This is a genomic window from uncultured Campylobacter sp., assembly GCF_938045775.1.
In the GTDB taxonomy this organism is placed as follows: Bacteria; Campylobacterota; Campylobacteria; order Campylobacterales; family Campylobacteraceae; genus Campylobacter_B.
On record NZ_CALIBH010000283.1, the window covers coordinates 1 to 19,940 of the forward strand.

The 19,940-nt window shown below is 46.7% G+C and carries 16 protein-coding genes; 15 read left to right on the top strand and 1 reads right to left on the bottom strand.

Annotated elements, in window-relative coordinates; genetic code table 11:
• The coding region (bioB, locus tag Q0238_RS11835) for a biotin synthase BioB (RefSeq protein ID WP_297946384.1) at positions 1 to 944 on the bottom strand (944 nt) is incomplete at its 3' end.
• 319 nt (positions 945 to 1,263) lie between these two features.
• Between bioB and mnmG the strand changes: the two genes are divergently transcribed.
• The 15 genes from mnmG to argS all read left to right on the top strand — a co-directional run.
• Complete coding sequence (gene mnmG, locus Q0238_RS11840) at positions 1,264 to 3,138, top strand: tRNA uridine-5-carboxymethylaminomethyl(34) synthesis enzyme MnmG (protein WP_297946387.1); 1,875 nt, start codon at positions 1,264 to 1,266, stop codon at positions 3,136 to 3,138.
• Positions 3,139 to 3,220: 82 nt separating this feature from the next.
• Entirely contained in the window at positions 3,221 to 5,425 is a 2,205-nt protein-coding gene (locus Q0238_RS11845) for an AAA family ATPase (RefSeq protein ID WP_297946390.1), read from the top strand.
• Between the two features lie 10 nt (positions 5,426 to 5,435).
• Entirely contained in the window at positions 5,436 to 6,680 is a 1,245-nt protein-coding gene (locus Q0238_RS11850) for an McrC family protein (RefSeq protein WP_297946395.1), read from the top strand.
• A 620-nt stretch (positions 6,681 to 7,300) separates the two neighbouring features.
• A complete protein-coding gene (locus Q0238_RS11855; RefSeq protein WP_297946398.1) occupies positions 7,301 to 8,854 on the top strand; it encodes an ATP-binding cassette domain-containing protein in 1,554 nt (517 codons plus the stop codon).
• A 278-nt stretch (positions 8,855 to 9,132) separates the two neighbouring features.
• Entirely contained in the window at positions 9,133 to 9,453 is a 321-nt protein-coding gene (locus Q0238_RS11860) for a c-type cytochrome (RefSeq protein WP_291936277.1), read from the top strand.
• A gap of 101 nt (positions 9,454 to 9,554) precedes the next feature.
• Positions 9,555 to 10,406, top strand: a complete 852-nt coding sequence (locus Q0238_RS11865) for a riboflavin synthase (protein WP_297946402.1) — start codon at positions 9,555 to 9,557, stop codon at positions 10,404 to 10,406.
• An 18-nt stretch (positions 10,407 to 10,424) separates the two neighbouring features.
• A complete protein-coding gene (locus Q0238_RS11870) occupies positions 10,425 to 11,159 on the top strand; it encodes a polyphenol oxidase family protein (protein WP_297946404.1) in 735 nt (244 codons plus the stop codon).
• Between the two features lie 192 nt (positions 11,160 to 11,351).
• Entirely contained in the window at positions 11,352 to 12,500 is a 1,149-nt protein-coding gene (gene iadA / locus Q0238_RS11875) for a beta-aspartyl-peptidase (RefSeq protein WP_297946406.1), read from the top strand.
• 295 nt (positions 12,501 to 12,795) lie between these two features.
• A complete protein-coding gene (gene rpsB / locus Q0238_RS11880; protein WP_297946409.1) occupies positions 12,796 to 13,593 on the top strand; it encodes a 30S ribosomal protein S2 in 798 nt (265 codons plus the stop codon).
• Positions 13,593 to 14,657 (top strand): translation elongation factor Ts, encoded by a 1,065-nt coding sequence (tsf, locus tag Q0238_RS11885; RefSeq protein ID WP_297946412.1) that lies wholly within the window; start codon positions 13,593 to 13,595, stop codon positions 14,655 to 14,657. Before rpsB ends, tsf begins: the two co-directional genes overlap by 1 nt.
• A gap of 2 nt (positions 14,658 to 14,659) precedes the next feature.
• The gene (locus Q0238_RS11890; protein ID WP_297946414.1) at positions 14,660 to 15,301 is read left to right on the top strand and encodes an ATP-binding cassette domain-containing protein; all 642 of its coding nucleotides are present in this window, start codon (positions 14,660 to 14,662) and stop codon (positions 15,299 to 15,301) included.
• 57 nt (positions 15,302 to 15,358) lie between these two features.
• A complete protein-coding gene (locus Q0238_RS11895; protein ID WP_297946417.1) occupies positions 15,359 to 17,461 on the top strand; it encodes a hypothetical protein in 2,103 nt (700 codons plus the stop codon).
• Entirely contained in the window at positions 17,461 to 18,075 is a 615-nt protein-coding gene (gmk, locus tag Q0238_RS11900) for a guanylate kinase (protein ID WP_297946420.1), read from the top strand. Before Q0238_RS11895 ends, gmk begins: the two co-directional genes overlap by 1 nt.
• A gap of 10 nt (positions 18,076 to 18,085) precedes the next feature.
• Positions 18,086 to 18,295, top strand: coding sequence for a twin-arginine translocase TatA/TatE family subunit (tatA, locus tag Q0238_RS11905; RefSeq protein WP_297918317.1), 210 nt, complete (start codon positions 18,086 to 18,088; stop codon positions 18,293 to 18,295).
• Between the two features lie 5 nt (positions 18,296 to 18,300).
• On the top strand, positions 18,301 to 19,940 hold a 1,640-nt coding region (gene argS / locus Q0238_RS11910; protein ID WP_297946422.1), incomplete at its 3' end, for an arginine--tRNA ligase.

Consider the following 19,940-nt stretch of genomic DNA (forward strand, 5'->3'; position numbering starts at 1 on the left):
TTGTCGCTTGCGATGCTATCGCCGGTGGTGGTTAGGAAATTGCCCGTAAGCGCCGAGTTGATGCCGCATCCAAGCGCCGTGCGCACGTGCTCGCCTAAATTCCGTCTGCCGCCTGCGAAGCGCAGATACGCGCGCGGCAAGATGAAGCGGTAGATCGCGATCGATTTTAAAATTTCATCGTGCGCCAGCGGCGCGGCGTTTTGCAGCGGAGTGCCCTTGATAGGGGTCAGGATATTGATCGGCACGGAGCTAACGCCCAGCTCTCGCAGCTGTAGCGCCATATCGATGCGATCCTCCATGCCCTCGCCCAGCCCGAAAATTCCGCCGCTACATACGTCAAGCCCTACGGCACGGCAGTTTTGTATCGTTTGGATGCGGTCGTCGTAGCTGTGCGTCGTGCAGATCTGCGGATAAAATTTTCGCGAAGTCTCGAGATTGTGATGATAGGTCTGCACGCCGCTAGCTTTAAGCAGCGCCAGCGCGGGCTTTGAAGCGATCCCTAGCGAGGCGCACAGATGCAGCCGCGTTTCGCTCCGCAGCCGCTCATAGATCTCGCAGTATGCCCCTAGATCGGAGCTTTTTTGAGAAATTCCGCGCCCGCTGGCGACGAGCGAGAAGCGATGCGTCTGTTCGGCTTCGTTTGCAAGCGCGGTGCTTAGCACCTGCTGTTCGCCCAAAATTCCGTAAATCTCGCAGCCCGTGTTAAAATGCGCCGACTGCGCGCAGTATTTGCAGTCCTCGCTACAGCGCCCCGATTTTACGTTTATGATCGTGCAGAGATTAAATTTATCGCCGCAAAACTCGCGCCTGATCTCATCCGCCGCCGCAAAAAGCGCGCCCAAATCCTCGCATCGCGCCAGCTCTAGCGCCTGCTGCTTTGCAATCTCGCAGCCGCCTATCACGCGATCTTTTAGCGCGCAAACATAAGCTTTATCTATCAGCATTCATCCTTTTTGAAAAAATGCGTAATTATACAATGCGAAATTTAAAGCAAAGCTCGCGCGTGAAATTTAGGCGCAGGAATTTTGTGCGGAATTTTACGCCCTTTGCGCGCCGCTTTTGCACCGCGATTTTTACGGACGGCTCGTCCGCATTCTGCTTATGCGACGGAGCAAATTAAACTCGCTTCAAAGTTGCGGCGCAGTAAAATTTTACGCGTATGAAAAATACATAGCGAGCCGCTACCTGCGACATCCGCGCGCGATTTATCGTTTTGAAATTTTATTTTGGCTAAAATTGCGGCTTTAAATTTAAAGGCAAAAAATGAAATACGACGTTATCGTTGTGGGCGGCGGGCACGCGGGTATCGAGGCAAGCTTAGCCGCCGCAAAAATGGGCGCAAAGACGCTGCTAATTACGATCTTAGCCGAGCAGATCGGCGCTGCGAGCTGTAACCCTGCAATTGGCGGCCTTGCAAAGGGACATTTGGTAAAGGAGATCGACGCGCTGGGCGGTCAGATGGGGCTTGCGGCGGATGCATGCGGGCTGCAGTTTAGAATTTTAAACGAGAGCAAGGGCCCCGCCGTGCGAGGCTCACGCGCTCAGATCGATATGGATGAATACCGCATCTACATGCGGAATTTGCTGCTAAACACGCAGGGGCTAGACATAAGTCAGGAGATCGCGAGCGAAATTTTAACCTGCGAGCAGGATGGCGTTCTGCGCATTTGCGGCGTTAAGACCCATCTTGGCAATGTTTATGAGACCGAGCATCTGATAATCACCGCCGGCACCTTTTTAAACGGGCTAATTCACGTGGGCGAAAACAAGCTGCAAGCGGGGCGCGTGGGCGAGCTAGCAAGCGTTGAGCTAGCCGAATCGCTACGGAGTCTAGGGCTGCAAATGGGGCGGCTAAAGACGGGCACCTGCCCGAGGATCGATGCTAAAACGATCGATTTTAGCGTGCTTGAGCGCCAAGACGGCGACGCGGATCCGCGCCCTTTCAGCTTTCGCAGCAAAAATTTCGCGCCGAAGCAGCTTGCCTGCTTCATCGCTTATACGAACGAGCGCACGCACGAGATCATCCGCGAAAATTTCGCTCGCGCACCGATGTTTACGGGACAGATTTCAAGCACCGGCCCGCGCTACTGCCCTAGCATCGAGACTAAAATTTATGAATTTCCAAATCGCGACCGCCACCACGTCTTCGTCGAGCCGCAGACGCGCGAGGCTACGGAGTATTACGTAAACGGCCTTTCTACGAGCCTTCCTTACGACGTGCAGATTGCGTTTCTGCGCACGATCAGGGGCTTTGAAAATGCTAAAATCGTCCGCCCCGGATATGCGATCGAGTACGATTTTATCGATCCTACCGAGCTTAAACACAGCCTCGAGACCAAAAAGATCCGCGGGCTGTTTTTGGCAGGTCAAATCAACGGCACCACCGGCTACGAGGAGGCCGCGGCGCAGGGGCTGATGGCGGGCATCAACGCCGTGCTTGATTTGCACGGGCGGCAGCCTCTGATTTTGCGCAGGGATGAGGCGTATATCGGCGTTTTGATCGACGATCTGGTTACCAAGGGCACAAACGAGCCTTACCGAATGTTTACTTCGCGTGCGGAATTTCGCCTGCTGCTACGCGAGGGCAACGCCGTGCTGCGCCTAAGCGAATACGGCCGCGAGATCGGGCTTTTAGACGAGGCAAACTACGAGCGGACGAGCAAGTTTAAGCTCGACGTGCAGAGCGGAATGGAATTTTTGCTAAAAACGCAGATTACTCCTTCGAAACAGACGCTTAGCCTGCTGCAAAGTATCGGCGCAGAGCCCATTTCGCAAAGCTGCAGCTTGCAAAAAATCGCCTCTCAAAGCGGCTTTTCAAAGGCGGGCCTGCTTGCTCTGGCGCCGCATTTTGAGGGCTTTAGCGATGAGGTTTTGGATGAAATTTTAACGCAGTGCAAGTATCATTTCTACATCGCGATGCAGCGCGCCGAGGTCGAGAGGATGAAGGGGCTGCTGGGCGTCGCGATCCCGCCGCAGATCGATTTTAGCAAGATCGGAGGGCTTAGCAACGAGATCGTGCAGAAGCTAAATCGCTTTGCGCCGCCGACGCTTTTTGCCGCGAGCGAGATCAGCGGCGTAACGCCCGCCGCGATCGATGTTTTGCACATTTACATCAAGCAAAATTTTGGCTTGAAATGAAAACAAAATGGCAATTAAATTAAAGCCAAGTTTTGCGATAAAATGAATGATATAATTAAAAAAGGATAAAGGGGAGCAAAAAATGGCAACATTAGAAGAATGCTTAAAACTAAAAGATGAGTTTAAACAAAGATGGACTTTGCAAAATGTCAAAGATATGACTATAAACCAATATACCGGGATTGGCGATAAGGATACTTTTACATATTGGCTTGAAAGCAAAACAGAGAAGCTTATAAGTATATGGGGCGGCTCGGCTTATAAATTTGGAATTTTTAAAAGAGCTCAAAAAGATGGCAGAAAAGAACTTAAACCTGGGCAAACTGGTGATATAGAGTATGGCTGGTATAAAAAATATGGAAACAATAGAAACGAAGCATTTGAAAAAATAAAAAGTATAATTTTACAAGTTATAAATTATGCACAAAATAAAGAATTTGAAAAAATTGACGATATTGATTTGGGCGATGCCGTAAAATGGAAAATAGCTTTTTTATATGCACCAGATAAAACGCTTTTACGTATTGTCTCACGAGACGCTTTTGAGTATCTTGCTCGGAGAAATAATATAGAATCAAACAAGATATCACAAATTCAAAAAGAGCTAATTAAAAAGAAGCCCGACAATATCGACTTTTATGATTATTCGTTTTCGCTATGGAATGAATATGCAAAAGAAAACGATTTAAAACAGGATGTATTAGAAGAAAAAGGAAATGAGCTGGCCGATAATAATAAAACAACAACTTATCCCCTAAACCAAATCCTATACGGCCCTCCAGGAACAGGAAAAACATATACCACAATAGCAAAAGCCATCGAGATAATAAAAGGAGAAAAAGTTGGCGAAGAAGAAATCAGCGACAAAGAAAATAGGAAAATTTTAAAAAAGCAATTTGATGAATATGTGCAAAGAGGACAAATAAAATTTGTAACATTTCACCAAAGTTATGGGTATGAGGAATTTGTTGAAGGCATAAAGCCTGTTTTAGGCAATGATGAAACCGATAGTGATAAAGAAATAAAATACGATACTGAAGATGGGATTTTTAAAAAACTTTGCAAGACTGCGCAAAATATTGAAGGCAATCCCAGCGAAACCTTAGTTTTTAAAGATAGCATGAATTTTTGGAAGATGTCTTTAGGAGACTCTCAAAATCCAGAAGAAGATTTTGTATTTGAGTATTGCATAAAAAACAATGTTGTTTTGCTTGGCTTTGGCAAATGGATTAATTTTAGTGATTGCAAGAATATTGAACAAATTTCAAAACTTATGGAAAAAGAAAAGACGGATTTTTCAGCTATAGCCATAAACAGACTAAAAAACGAGATAAAAAACGGTGATATAATCTTAATTTCACTAGGAAACAAAAAACTAAGAGCAGTGGCTCAAGTAACCGGTGAGTATAAATTTTTAGATCGAAACGATCTTGGTAGTTTTGTTCAAGCTAGGGGCGTTAAGTGGATTTTTATACCAGATGAGCCGGTTTATTATGAAAAAATTTTATACAAACAGTTCTCGCAAATGAGTATTTATAATATAAAGTATAATTTAAAAATAGATGCTTTTAAACAAATTTTTATAAAAGATGATCAAAAAAACGAAAAAAACTATGTTTTGATCATCGACGAAATAAACCGCGGAAATATATCTAAAATTTTTGGCGAGCTTATAACACTAATAGAACCATCAAAAAGGCTCACAGCAGATGATGAGATAATGGTGGAGCTGCCATACTCAAAAGAGAAATTTGGAGTGCCGTTAAATTTATACATAATAGGCACGATGAATACGGCAGATAGAAGCATAGCTCTCATGGATACGGCACTTAGAAGAAGGTTTGAATTTGTGGAGATGATGCCGCAGTACGACGAACTCAAAAAAATAACCATTGAAGGCATCAATATAGGAGAAATGCTAGAAGCCATAAACGAACGCATAGAGTATCTTTACGACAGAGATCATGCTATAGGACATGCCTATTTTATCTCGCTAAAAGATGATGCGGATATATCGGAGCTAGCTTCAATCTTTAAAAATAAAATTTTACCGCTACTGCAAGAATATTTTTACGACGACTGGGAAAAGATAAGATTGGTCTTGGGCGACAATAAAAAGCAAAAAGATAGCAGAACTCAGTTTATAACCAAAGAAGAGAAAAAGGCTAGTGATTTATTTGGAAGAAAAATCGACGATATAGATGATAAAGTCTTATACAAGATAAACGACGAAGCCTTTAACAAAGCTCAAAGCTATATAGAAATTTATAAGTCATCAAGCGACTAAGATGGCACGAATGAAACAGAAACAAAGGACGCTAATCGAGTTTGAGCGCTTATATCAGAATGATAAAAATATAGATAAAAACGACTTTGGCGATATAGAAAATTTTATCCTTAAAAATAGCGATGAAAATGCTACGTTTTTAAAGATAGGAAGCGGAAGCGGCGGAAAATTTATACAAGCAAGAAACTACGTAGGTGTTTTGCAAACAAAAAGCGGCCTAACGATAGAGATTTTGCCTAAAATAGCGAATAAAGTGGATAAAAATGATACCGATAAAATAGACGGATTAAAAAACGTTTTTCTAAAAATGCTAAAATCGCTTAAAGATTTTCCCTTTAAAAGCTCAAATTTAGCTGGTCTCAAAACCCAAAATTTGCCGCTTTTAGAAATTTTTATCTCGATGTTTTTACGCGAGCTTGAAATCCTTGTAAAAAAGGGAATAAAAAGCGACTATATAACGTTAGAGAATAATCTAAAATTTCTAAAAGGAAAGCTAAATATAAATGAACAGATCAAAAGAAATACTATCCACAAAGAGCGATTTTATGTAGAATACAGCGAGTTTTTAAGCGACATAAAGATAAATCAGATCATAAAAACAACGCTTAAATTTCTATACAAAAAGTCAAATTCCAGTAAAAATCAGCAAAAAATACGCGAGTTTTTATTTATATTTGATGAAGTTTCGACGTGCAGTGATTATAAAAATTTCTTTACAAACTATGTAATAAACCGCCAAGTAAAGCACTACGAGCAAACGTTTTTATGGTGTAAAATTTTCCTTTTAGGCAATTGCTTCACTCCGCATAAAGGCGACGATCTAGCTCTTGCCTTACTTTTTGATATGAACCTGCTTTTTGAAAGTTATGTCGGAAATTTTATTAAAAAAAAGCATGCAGATATTAGATTGCAACATTCAAAAAAGCACCTTGTAGAAGAGCCAAGGAGCTTTAGATTAAGACCTGATATATTTTTAGAAGGCAAATTTATAGCCGATACAAAATGGAAAGTTATCGATCAAGATGATAAGGAAAAAGAAAAGAACAATATCTCGCAAGCCGATCTGTATCAGCTATACGCTTACGGCAAAAAACACGAGTGCGATAGGCTCTATCTCATCTATCCAAAGATAGACAGCGCGGAGCAAGGGTCTATGGAATTTAAATACGACGACAAAATGCGACTTAAAATTTTATACTTTGATCTAGAAAATGACTCCAAAAATGACGAGCTTATCAAAAACTTACTAAACTAAAGCTATCTTTCTTTTTTAAGGAGATCGAAATTTTTCGCTTAAATTGACTATTGCTTAGTTGTATATTTCAAAATGCCGGAAAAGTAGTATGGTAAAACAAGAGATACAGCAGGGATTAAGCATAGAGATGACGCCGTATAGATATCAAGAAATATCTAAAATAATAAAAATCCACAATTTCAATGCTCGAGACAACGGATTTTTTATGCTGCCGTTAGCAGAGTTATAAATGCCAACTTTGCTTAAAATGCCGGCGCGTAGTTGTGACTCGTGAATATGGCTATGAAGATTTTATTTCAATTATAAGGCGTACGGCTAAATTTTGATGTTGTGGTAACGTCGGCGTATATTTATAGAGCTTGCTCAATGAGCGGGCATATCGTAGTCACCGAAGCAAATGGGCATCAGCTTTGAAATTCAATGCAACGTGTGCCGTACAAGCAGACAGCTTTATGCTTTGTAAACAATGCGGGATTGAAACGAAATTTCGCGCAGATTTACGGCGGAATTTATACAGCCCGGGTAAATTTTATTCGCGAAATGAGAACGGATTTAAAATTTAACCGTTTTTTCAAGCGAATTTTGCCACAATTGCGCTCAAATTTCGTTGGGGCAAAATGATGAAAAAATATACCAAACAAATCCTCGCGATGCTCGCGCTAAATGCGATCTACAGCGGCTCTGGGATCTTGATTTTAAGCTTTATCAATAAATATCTACTTGACGGCGCCGAAAGAGGCGGCAGGATCATCGCGCTATTTTTCGCGCTCTTGGCGCTATTTCTGCTGCTTTCGGTGCTAAGTCGCATCATGCTTTGCAAGATGGAAAACGACTTCGTATTCGATCTGCGCACCAAGATCATCAAGCAGATCATCGATACGAAGTTCGAGCGCATCGAGGCTGCGTCGAAGGCGAACCTGCTTGCGTCCCTTTCTAGCGATATTTCGCGCCTGACTGAGGGCTTTATGCGTATCTCCGAGCTGATCCAAGGCGCGATGATCGTGCTATTTTGCGGCATCTACGTGCTATACATCGCGCCTATGATGTTTGCGTTTTTATTCGTTTGGATCGGCGCGCTGATGATTTTCAATCGTTTTTTGATGAAAAAAGTCATGCAAAATTACGATCTGTACCGCCAAAACGAGGACGTTTTGTATAAAAACTACGCCGCGGCGATCGAGGGGCACAAGGAGCTGTCGCTAAGCCTAGCCAAAGCAAAGAGCCTATACGAAAACGACTTTTTGCCCAATGCGCAAAATTTACGCCAAAGCTCGCTGCGGGCCGAGGTTTACGGCGCGTTTGCGAGTAATTTTATGAACGTAATGATGCTAGGCGCCGTAGGCTTTGTGCTTTATTTTGGGCTTAGCGGCGGCAAAGCGGAGCTTGCAAACGCCGTAACGATCGCGCTTACGGTGCTTTTTTTGCGCGCGCCTTTGATGATGCTCATATTCTCGCTTCCTAGCGTGTTGCGCGCCAAGATCGCCTACGCAAAGATCAAAGAGTTAAATTTAGACCCGTTCGTGCAGGGCTTCGAGCTTACGCAAATGCAGCCATGGCGCAGCCTGGAGCTTAAAGACGTAGGCTTTTCGTATCCCGGCGGGAAATTCGGCATCAAGGGGGTAAGCTTGCAGCTAAATGCGGGCGAGACGGTGTTTTTAATCGGCGAAAACGGCAGCGGCAAATCGACGCTTTTTATGATCTTGGCGGGTCTTTATACGCCGCAAGCAGGCGAAATTTTAGCCGACGGCGCGGCCCTTAAACCCTCTGATCTGCGCGCCTACAGCAACAACATAAGCGCCGTTTTCAGCGATTTTTATCTCTTCGACTATGCTACGGGCGATGCGGACATCGCGCGCGAGTGGCTCGCGCTCACGCACCTGCAGGATAAGGTTGAGCTAAAGGGGGCTAAATTTAGCACCACGAGCCTATCTAGCGGGCAGCGCAAGCGTTTGGCGCTCGTAAGCGTGCTGATGGATGGGCGAAAATTTTTGATGCTTGATGAGTTTGCGGCCGATCTCGATCCGCAGTTTCGCGCGGAGTTTTACGAGCGGATTTTGCCCGAGCTGAAATCGCGTGGATACACGATCTTTGCGATCTCGCACGATGATAAATACTTCGGCGCCGCAGATAAAATTTATAAGATGCAAGGCGGCGAAATTTCGCGCATAAAGTAAAGCGGCGAAATTTTAAAATTCTACGCAGAATTTCGCGATGGAATTTGGCGTCTAGATGAAATTTTGCCTTAGGATTTTGCCACGAAATTCTACGATTGAAATTTCAGCGGGAAGGTAAAATTTGCTTAAAATTTTACAGCGTAAATCCGCTTTGAGCCTCTACGCTAAAGTTCGCGGTAGATAGAATTTTGCCTCTTTAGCGCAAATTGCAAAAATTTAGCCGAAATTTACTAAATTTTGATTATACTGCACCCACAATTTAAAAAGAAAGGATAGGAATGAAAAAAGTTCTTATTGCATGTGCTGCGGTTGCGGCGTTTAGTTCGAGTGTATTCGCCGCTGATGGCGCTACTTTATATAAAAAATGCGTGGCCTGTCATGGAGCTAACGCCGAGAAGCCTTATCTTGGCGGCAAAGTACCTGCGCTAAACACCCTAAGTAAGGAAGATATCATAGCTAGCCTAAAAGGCTACAAAGACGGCAGCTTGGGCGAGGGCAAGGGAAAATTTGGAATGATGGGCGTTATGAAGGGTCAAGCAGCTTCGCTTAACGACGAATCGATCGAAGCGCTAGCCGATTTCATCGTTTCTAAAAAATAATTTCAAACTTCATTCGGCGGGCTTTGCGCTCGCCGAGCTTCGCTTAATTTAAAATTTTAAAATTCTACGCTAATATCACGTAAAAATTCCAAAGGCTCATAATGTTTAACGGACTGATCAGAGAGATCGCGCAGGTTGCGAGCTTTAACGGCGATTTGCTGCGACTGCGCGCGAGATACCGCCCCGCGCTCGGCGATAGCGTCGCGGTAAACGGCGCGTGCCTGAGCGTGACGCGGCTTTTTGCGGACGGATTTGCGGTACAGCTTTCGAGCGAAACGGCGCGCGTCATCGCCGCACAAAACCTGCGTGGCTCGGTGCATATCGAGCCAGCGATGCGGATTGGAGATCGCATAGACGGGCATTTGATCCAAGGGCACGTCGATGCCGTGGGCGAAATTTATAAAATTTCAAAGCTTGCAAGCGGCGTCGATTTTTTTATCCGCGCGCCGCTGCACATAGCGCCGCTGCTAGCGCCGAAGGGTTCGGTGGCGATCGACGGCGTGAGTCTAACGATCAACGAAGTACTTGAGGGCGGCAGCACGCACGGACGAAATTTTAACAGCCGAGGTCTTGAGGGCGGAAATTTTACTCGTAAAGAGCCGCGCAGCGCAAATTTTAACGGTGCAAGCTTGCACAGGCCAAATTCTAGCGGCTCAAATTCCGTTCGCGATCCAAACTCCTTGGGCGCAAATTTAAAGAGCGAAGCGCAAAGCTGCGCTATTCGCCTTACGATCATCCCGCTCACGCTTAAGGATACGCTCTTTGGAACCTACAAAATCGGGCGCTGCGTAAATATCGAGACCGATCTGCTCGCGCGATACGTCGCGGCGCAGCTGGGCTTTGCCGGCGGACAGCTCGTCCGCGGCACTGTTGCGGTGCGCGACGCGAGCGCCGAGGGCGAGCAAGACGGGCTTTCGTGGGATGCGGTAGATAAAATTTTGAGCCTGTATTAGGGCGCCAAGTAGCACGCGATGACTAACACCAAAATTTTCAGAGAAAATCTTGAGTTTGTATTGGACGGACGCGGCGTGCTAGCGGGCTTTAGCACGCGGCTTGGCGGCGTAAGCGGCGGAGCTTACGCGAGCTTAAATTTAGGGGATCACGTGGGAGACGATCCGCAAAACGTCGCGCAAAACCGCGAAATTTTAGCCGCCGCGCTCGGTATCGTGCCGCGAAATTTAAAATTTATGCGCCAGATCCACTCGAACAAAGTTGAAATTTTACGCGCAGCTAGCGATAAAATCCTGCCCTACGACGGGCTCGTGACCGATCTGCGCGGCGTGGCGCTGTGCGTGCTGGTAGCGGACTGCTCGCCCGTGCTGATCGCGGACGAGCGGCGCGGCGTGGTTGCTGCTGTGCATGCGGGGCGCGCGGGCGTGATAGGGCGGATCTGCACCAATGCGATAATTTTGATGAGCGAGCGCTTCGGCTGCGTGGCTGCGGAGCTGAAGGTATTCGTGGGCGCGAATATCAAGGCGCGAAACTACGAACTTGGCGGGCTTGATTTGGGCGAGTTTGAGCGCTACAAAACGCAGGGGCATTTTGATATGAACGCCGCACTGCGCGACGAGCTCGCGGCTGCGGGAGTGCGAGAGGTAAAATTTGATCCGCGCTGCACCTTTGAGAGCGATCGGCATTTTTCTTACCGCAGAGATGGCATCACGGGACGCTTCTGCGGCTTTGTGATGAATAAGCCATTCCGATGAAAAGCAAAAAATTTAAGATATAAAATTTCTCCGCGAGGCTGCCGGAATTTTCCGAAACTCTATAAAATTTGACGTAGAAGCGCTGTAAAGCGAAGCGGCGAAAAATAGGCGAGATTGCGGCGTGACATCGCAGTCAAAATAAGCCAGAAAACGTAAATTTTAAAATCAAAAACCCAAAGCAAAGGAGAAGATATGCTGTTACTTAAAAATGCCGATCTATACGCGCCCGAGCACGTCGGCAGGAGCGACGTTTTAGTAGGCGGAGGTAAAATTTTAGCCGTTTCTAAGGAGCTTGATTTTCGCCATTCTACTATAGATGGGCTTGAGGTTTACGACCTGGATGGCAAAATTTTAGCGCCAGGGCTCATCGATCAGCACGTGCACATCACGGGCGGGGGTGGCGAGGCGGGTTATCATTCGCGCACGCCCGAAATAACGCTATCGCAAATCATCCGCTACGGCACGACGACGGTCGTAGGCACGCTAGGCACCGACGGGTGTACGAGGAGTCTCGAAAACCTCTACTCAAAGGCCAAGGCGCTTGAGTACGAGGGCATCTCGACCTTCATCCACACTGGCTCTTATGCGCTGCCTAGCGTTACCTTTACGGGTTCTGTCACGCGCGATCTGGTGCTTATCGACAAGGTCATCGGCTGTAAGATCGCGATGAGCGACAACCGCGGCAGCTACCCGACCTCTCAGGAGCTCATCAAGACCCTGACGCAGATTCGCATCGGCGGAATGATCTCGAAAAAAGGCGGCGTGCTGCACATGCATATGGGCGGGCTCGCGGATAAATTTGACCTGATTTTTAGCGTGATCAAGGATTATTCGTTCCCTGTTAATTACTTCTCGCCGACGCACTGCGCGCGGACGAAGGGGCTCTTTGACGAGGCGATCAAATTTCAAAAAATGGGCGGCTACATCGATATCACGAGCGGCGGAAGTAAATTTGCCCCGCTTCACGAAGCTATCGTGTATGGGCTTGCTAGCGGGCTAAATTTAGAGCGCCTAACGATGAGCTCCGACGGCAACGGTAGCGTGCCTAGATTTGACGAAAACGGCGCACTGGTAGGCTATGGCTGCGCTTCGTGCGAGACGAATTTAGAGGTCTTGCAAGCCTGCGTGAAAAATAAAATCCTAACCATCCCGCAAGCGCTGAGCATGATGGGCAAAAACGTCGCAAAATACCTAAATCTAAGCGGCAAAGGCGAGATAAAAGTAGGCTTTGACGCTGATTTTGCGGTATTTGACGAGGCTTTAAACCTAGATAGCGTGATCGCGAAAGGGGAGTTTTGTGTAAAAGAGGGCAGGCTCGTGAAAAAGGGATTTTTTGAGTAAAATTTAAAGCGAATTTGCCGTTTTCTTAAATTTCACGGGCGGTTTGTGCTCGCTAAATTGAATGAATAATTTCGCTCGCGCTACTTGCAGCCGTCTCATCTTTGCGGCGTAAAATTTAACCGCGCAGGGGTCTGGATTATATTAAATTTAGCTTTAATTTAGCTATTTTTAAATATAATCCAAGCTTCAATTCACACACACCAATCCTAAAATTTGGTTGCGTTTGTCAAAAGCAAATGTTAATGGGTGTGGAGGAGAAACCTAAATTTCGGGGAAACCCACAAGGAGAAAACTCATGGTAACAATGAGAGATTTGCTAGAGTGCGGCGTTCATTTCGGACACCAAACACGCAGATGGAATCCGAAGATGAAAAAATTCATTTTCGGCGAGAGAAAAGGTATCTACATCATAGATCTACAAAAAACTATCCGCTATTTCCGCTACACTTATAATATCGTGCGCGACGCAGCTGCCGAGGGCAAGACGATACTTTTCGTAGGCACCAAAAAACAAGCCGGCGCGACGCTAAAAGAGTACGCAGAAAAATGCGGCATGCCTTATGTGAGCCACAGATGGCTAGGCGGCATGCTAACGAATTTTTCCACTATCAAGCAATCGATCCGCAAGCTCGAAGTAATCGAGACTATGGAAGAGGACGGCTCGATAAATTTACTAACCAAAAAAGAGGCGCTAATGCTTCGCCGCAAAAAAGAGAAGCTCGAGCTTTATCTAGGCGGCATTCGCAATATGAAGGGCCTTCCCGATATGATCTTCGTCATCGACGTAGTTAAAGAAAAGATCGCCGTAGCGGAAGCTAACCGCCTAAAAATGCCGGTTATCGCGCCTTTGGATACGAACTGCGATCCGGACGTAGTCGATTTCCCAATACCTGGCAACGACGATGCGATCCGCTCGGTTCAGCTTTTCTGCCAAGAGATGGCTGAGGCGATCAACGAAGGCAAGGCGCTTCGCGATCAAGATGCGAGCGAGGACGGCGAGCAGAGCGAAGCCGTCAGCGACGAGGAGAAAGAGGAAGTCATAGCCGAGGCGATGAGCGAAGAGGATTTTGACGTAAGCGAGGACGAAGAGTAATGGAAATCAGCGCACAAATGGTAAAAGAGCTCCGCGAAAGCACTGGAGCGGGGATGATGGATTGCAAAAAGGCTTTGGTTGAAACAGACGGCGATATGGATAAGGCCGTCGATCTACTTCGCGAAAAGGGCTTAGGAAAGGCTGCTAAAAAAGCCGATCGCCTAGCTAGCGAGGGCCTAGTGAGCGTCGAAGTGAGCGCGGATCACAAGATCGCCACCATAAGCGAGATAAATTCCGAAACCGACTTCGTAGCTAAAAATCAAAATTTTATAAATTTAGTTAAAAATACTACTCTACATATCCAAAGCAAGGGCATTAGCAGCATTGATGAGCTAAATTCCAGCATCATCGACGGCGTTAAATTCGATGAGCATCTAAAAAGTCAGATCGCTACGATCGGCGAAAATTTGGTCGTTAGAAGATTTGAGACGATTAAGGCGGGTGCAAACGGCATAGTAAACGGCTACCTGCATTCAAACGGCCGCGTAGGTGTAATCATCGCAGCAGCTTGCGACAGCGAGCGAACTGCGGAGGGTGCGAAGGAGCTTATAAAAAATCTCTGCATGCACGCAGCTGCGATGAAACCGCAGGTTATCAGCTATAAAGAGCTTGATCCCGATTTTATCGAGAAGGAATTTTTGGCTCTTAAAGGCGAGTTTGAGAAGGAAAACGAGGAGTTTGTGCGCTTAGGTAAGCCCCTTCATAAGATCCCGCAGTTTGGCTCGCGCGCGCATCTAAGCGATGAAATTTTAGCCAAAGAGATCGAAGCTTTAAAAGACGAGCTTCGCAAGCAAAATAAGCCTGAAAAAATTTGGGATAAAATTTTGCCGGGTCAGATCGATCGCTTCATTGCCGATAATACTCAAATCGATCAGCGCCTCACGTTGCTAGGGCAATTTTACGTAATGGACGATAAGAAAACCGTCGAGCAGGTGATTGACGAAGAAGCTAAAAAACTAGGCGGCAAGATCGAGATCGTAAAATACGTCCGCTTCGAAGTGGGCGAGGGTCTAGAGAAAAAGAGCGAAGACTTCGCTGCCGAAGTAGCGGCTCAAATCGGCTAAATATGGAACTTCTAAAGGGCGTAAATCTTACTCACGCGTATGATTATACGCTCTTTGAAAATGTAAGCCTAAGCGTTGGGGAGAGCGAAAGTATCGCTATTTTGGGCGTTAGTGGCTGCGGCAAATCGACCCTGCTTCATATTTTATGCACGCTTTTAAAACCGAACTCGGGCGAAGTGATCTACGGCGGGCGCAGTATTTACGAGCTAAGCTCCGATGAGAGACTTAAAATCCGCCGCAACGACTTCGGCATAATATTTCAATCTCACTACCTTTTTAAGGGCTTTTCCTCTGGCGAAAATATCGAACTCGCCGCCAAACTTACGAATAATGCGATAGATCAGAAAATTTTAAAAAAGCTTAAGATAGAAAACACGCTTGCTCAAGGCGTGGGCGAGCTTAGCGGCGGTCAGCAGCAGCGCGTGAGTATCGCTCGTATACTTTGCAAAAAGCCGCGCATAATCTTTGCCGACGAGCCGACCGGAAATTTAGATAAAGATACCGCAAACGAGGTCATGAGCGTGATCTTTGATTACGTAAAATCCAGCCGTGGCGCGCTCGTGCTCGTGACCCACGATGAGAATTTAGCGCAAAAATGCTGCAAAGTTTATCGTCTAAATAACCGAAATTTAGCGCAAATATAAGCAATTAATAACCAAAAATATCTTACAATAGCCCAAATTCTTTCTAAAAGGTCATAAATGAAAATTCTACTTGACAATCACAATGAGCAGGTTGCAAGTGTCGTAAATATTTGCTGCGAGCGCATCGGTGCGGACCTAGTAGCATATAGTGCGGACGAGAGTGAATATGATTTGACGATAAAAAATTATGAAGATGGCGATGATATTTCAAAATTTGATCTTAATAAAACGCTGTTTCTGACGCCTAAGAATGTCTCGGCGCCAGGAGCGCGATACACCCTTACCAAGCCTTTTTCACCGCTTGAGCTCATCACGTTTATCAGCGAGTTTTCGGTTCAAAATATGAGCGTGCAGGCGAAAGAAAAAATGGCGAAAGAATTTGCCGATGCAAGCTCTGTGATGAAAGAGATCGATGCGATTGATCAGGCAAATTCCTCTTCGGGTAGTAATTTTGAAGAGCTTGTGGATAGCTTTTATGACTCCGGCAAGGATATACCGCTTTCGCAGCTGGCAAACGATATAGCGCCCGAGATTGCAGATGATGTGCCGCTTTCGCAGTTGGTAGGCGATATGCCGCGCACGGACGAGATCGCAGATGATATTCCGCTCTCGCAGCTTGCAGATGAAGCAGCTCTTGCGGACACCATCGCCGATGATACGCCGCTTAACGCCGTTGCAGAAAAGATTGCGGATAATATCGCAGACGATATGCCTCTAAACTTAGCTGCTAGCGATATCCCTGAGGATGTGCCGTTAAATAGTATCGGCACAAGCGAACCCGCCGAAAGTAATCACGCGCCTCAAGATGAAATTCCACTCGCAAAGGATGACGCTCCGATAGCTTTAGCAGCTCTAGACGATGAAAATCCTAAGAATTTCAAAACAAATAAATCGCAGACAGAAGATGAAATTCTGGTCGCACAGGCAAGCGAAACTTTACCGCTTGCGCAGCAAGATGAGCCGCAAAGAGCCGGCAGCTCTAATGAAACTGCTGTTGAAAAAAAGGCAGACGCTGCGCCTAATTTAGAGGAAGCGAAAGACTCTGCGGACGTTACGCTTAAACAGCATGAATCAGATGGCTCATTTGCCTATAAAACAGAGGAAAAAAATTCTGCCTCGCAAGTAGTGCAAGATGCAGCTGGCGCGTCTGTTAACAGCGGATTTGATATGGATTTTTCCAGGCTTTTCGATAGTGCTGGCATGCCCGTAGAGGAGTTTGGTGGATATGATAATTTTGCCGCGGCTGCGTTTGCTTCTGATGAAAAAGAGGATAAAAAATCTGCGCATGATAAAAATAAAGCGGCTACGGATTTTCAAAAGACGCAAATTTCGTCTCAATACGAGGTCACTTCAGATACGCCGATTGCGCTAGCGGGTGCGGGCGATATACCTCGCGAAAATCTTTATAACGCCGTTCCGTTTCAAAGCATGGAATTTACTGGCGGACTTGCACAGAATACGCTTATGTCTGCTCATAATGAAGCAGGGGATTCAATTGGCGCAAATTTCGCAGCTTCCGCGAATTTCGTAGCTTCTGCAAATTCTAGCAATACCGGGATTATAAATTCTACTCCTGCACCAAATTTTTCGGAGCTAAACTTACCGCACATATTAGATGCCTCAGATTTACCGAAGCAAAACGAGCAAGCCAATAGCGTTGTTGGCGGGTTTGCGGACGGATTTTTGCGCGCTATGGAAGGCGATTTTGCAAACTCGTTTGCCACAAGCTCCGCAGATAGCGAGCAATTTAAATCCGGCAAGCCCGCAAAGAGCGCCGCGCAGCAGATAAAATTTAATGCTTCAAAGCCTATATCAAAGGCTTCGGGGCGCGCAGAATTTAAAACGCATAAATTCGGCGCGTCCGAGCAGGTGAATGAAATGAAATTTGGTGCGCAAGCTATGCCGAATGAGCTTGCCGCTTCGGCTGCGGCGGAGTTTGCCAGCCTTATGGCAAGCGAGTTAGAGCCCAGCGCCAAAAGCGAGCCGCTGCGTAACGAGTACGGTAAAAAACCGAGCGCCGAGGAGCTGAAAACCAAACTGCGCGATGATCTAGAAGCGGGCATCGCAAACACGATCGAGAGATTTGCGGGCAGCAAGGATGCTAAAGACGCGCTGAAGGACTTTAAGATCAATATCGACATATCGTTTGGAGACAGATAGTGAAAGGCAAAATTTTGCTCGTCTCCGGTCCCAGCGGTAGCGGCAAAAGCACGCTTATAAAGCGTCTTATCGCAGAATTTGGCGAGCAGATATACTTCTCGATCTCCTCTACGACGCGTGAAATGCGTGCAGGCGAAGCGGACGGTGTGAATTATCATTTCATAAGCGAGAGTGAGTTTCGCACAGGCATCAAGCGCGGGGAGTTTTTAGAGTGGGCGTTGGTCCACGGCAAATACTACGGTACTTCGCTAAAAGCTGCTACGAGCGAGCTTGAGCGGGGTAAGATCGTGATTTTTGACATCGATGTGCAAGGATATGAGATCGTGCGTAGCAAAGTGCCTAAAAGTGAACTTACTAGCGTATTTATTACTACGCCGAGCTTGTCGGAGCTTAGAGATAGGTTGCGCGCTCGCGGCGATAATGATCCCGCCGATATTGCTTTGCGCCTGCAAAACGCGCAAGAGGAGATGGAGCGCCTAGGCGAGTATGATTATTTCATAATAAACGACCGCCTGGAAGCGGCGTATGAAAATTTAAGATCAATCTACAAAACTATCAAACTAGAAACGGCAAGCCGCGACATAGGCAAGCTAATCGAAATTTGGAAAATTTAAAGGAGAAAAAATGGGCGTAAGCGTTCAACAACTGCTAATTATCTTAGTGATCATCGTGTTGCTTTTCGGAGCTAAAAAGATCCCGGAGCTCGCAAAGGGTGTAGGCAAGGGCATTAAGACCTTCAAAAAAGAGATGGAGGACGACACTCCTGAAAAGGTCGAGAAAAAGGCCGAGGAAGAGGTTAGAGACGCCGAAATTAGCGATAATAAGAAGGCATAAAGGATTTGAAAAATTTAGTCTTAAACGAAATTTTTAAAATTTTATCTCGCGAAGTCGCTTTAGAAAAACCCAAAGATAAAAGCTTGGCCCATTACGCCTCGCCCGAGGCTTTTACGCTGGCTAAAGAGCTGCGAAAGGCGCCTAAGCTTATCGCCGAGGAGCTTGCGGCTAAATTTAAAGATAGCGAAATTCTAAGCGCGACGGCGGTTAACGGCTATCTAAATTTTCACCTAAAGCCCGCTGTGTTGGGTGCTCTTGCTAAAAATGCTCTTAGCTTGGGCGGCGATTTTGCGAAAAACGACGCCGAGCTTGGACGTGGAATTTTACCGGCTTCGGAAAAGATTTGTGCGAGTGAGCCTGCTAGCAAAGGCTTTACTGCAAATCTGGCTGCGAACGGCAATGACGCCGCCAAATCGCAGAATTTCGCCACTAGCCAAAATTGTATTTCGCAGAATTCCTCCGCTATGCCGCAAAAAATTTTGCTCGAATACATCAGCGCCAATCCGACCGGTCCGCTTCATATCGGGCATGTGCGCGGCGCCGTTTACGGCGATACATTCGCGCGCATCGGGCGCTATCTGGGGCACCGCGTCGATACCGAGTACTACATCAACGACGCGGGCAATCAGATCGAGCTTTTGGGCACTTCGATCGCGCTTCGTGCGCGCGAGCTCACAGGCGAGGACGTGAGCTATCCCGAGAAATACTACCGCGGCGAGTATATAGATGAGATCATCCCTCTTGCGCGCGCCCAATTCGGCGATGAAATTTTCCGCGACGAATCGCGCGTTTTGATCCTTGCGGAGTTTGCTAAGGACGAAGTGCTAAAGATCATACAAAAAGATCTCGCAGACGCAGGCATTCATATTCAAAACTGGGCTAGCGAAAAGAGCCTCTACGGCGAGCTTGAGCCTACGATTAAAAAGCTTGAGCGCAGCGGCAAGATGTATGAGGCGGAGAGCAAAATTTGGATCCGCTCATCGCAGCTCGGAGATGAAAAGGATCGCGTCGTCATCCGCGAGGATGCGCGCCCGACCTATCTTGCGGGCGACATCGTTTATCACAACAACAAATTTGAGCGCGGATATGAGCGCTGCATCAACATCTGGGGCGCCGATCATCACGGCTACATCGCGCGCTTAAAGGCCGCCGTGCATTTTCTGGGCTACGACGAAAGCAGGCTCGAGATCATCCTAATGCAGATGGTAAATTTGCTCAAAGACGGGCAGACCTACAAAATGAGCAAGCGCGCGGGCAACGCGATTTTGATGAGTGACGTGCTCGCCGCGATCGGTAGGGACGCGATGCGATTTATCTTCATCAGCAAAAAGGGCGAGACGCCGCTTGAGTTCGACGTGGACGAGCTCGCGCGCGAGGACAGCAGCAATCCGATCTTTTACATCAACTACGCCCATGCGCGGGTCAATCAAATTTTTACCAAAGCGGGCAAGCGCGAGGCGGACGTCTTGGGCGCGGACTTCGGCGCGCTGGATGAAGCGGGGCTCGGCCTAGCTTTTGCGGCGCTTGGCTTGAATGAAATTTTAAACGACGCCTTTAATTCGCGCGGCTTGCAGAAGCTGCCCGATTTCCTAAAGGCGCTCGCGGCGGACTTTCACAAATACTACAACGAAAACCGCGTCGTAGG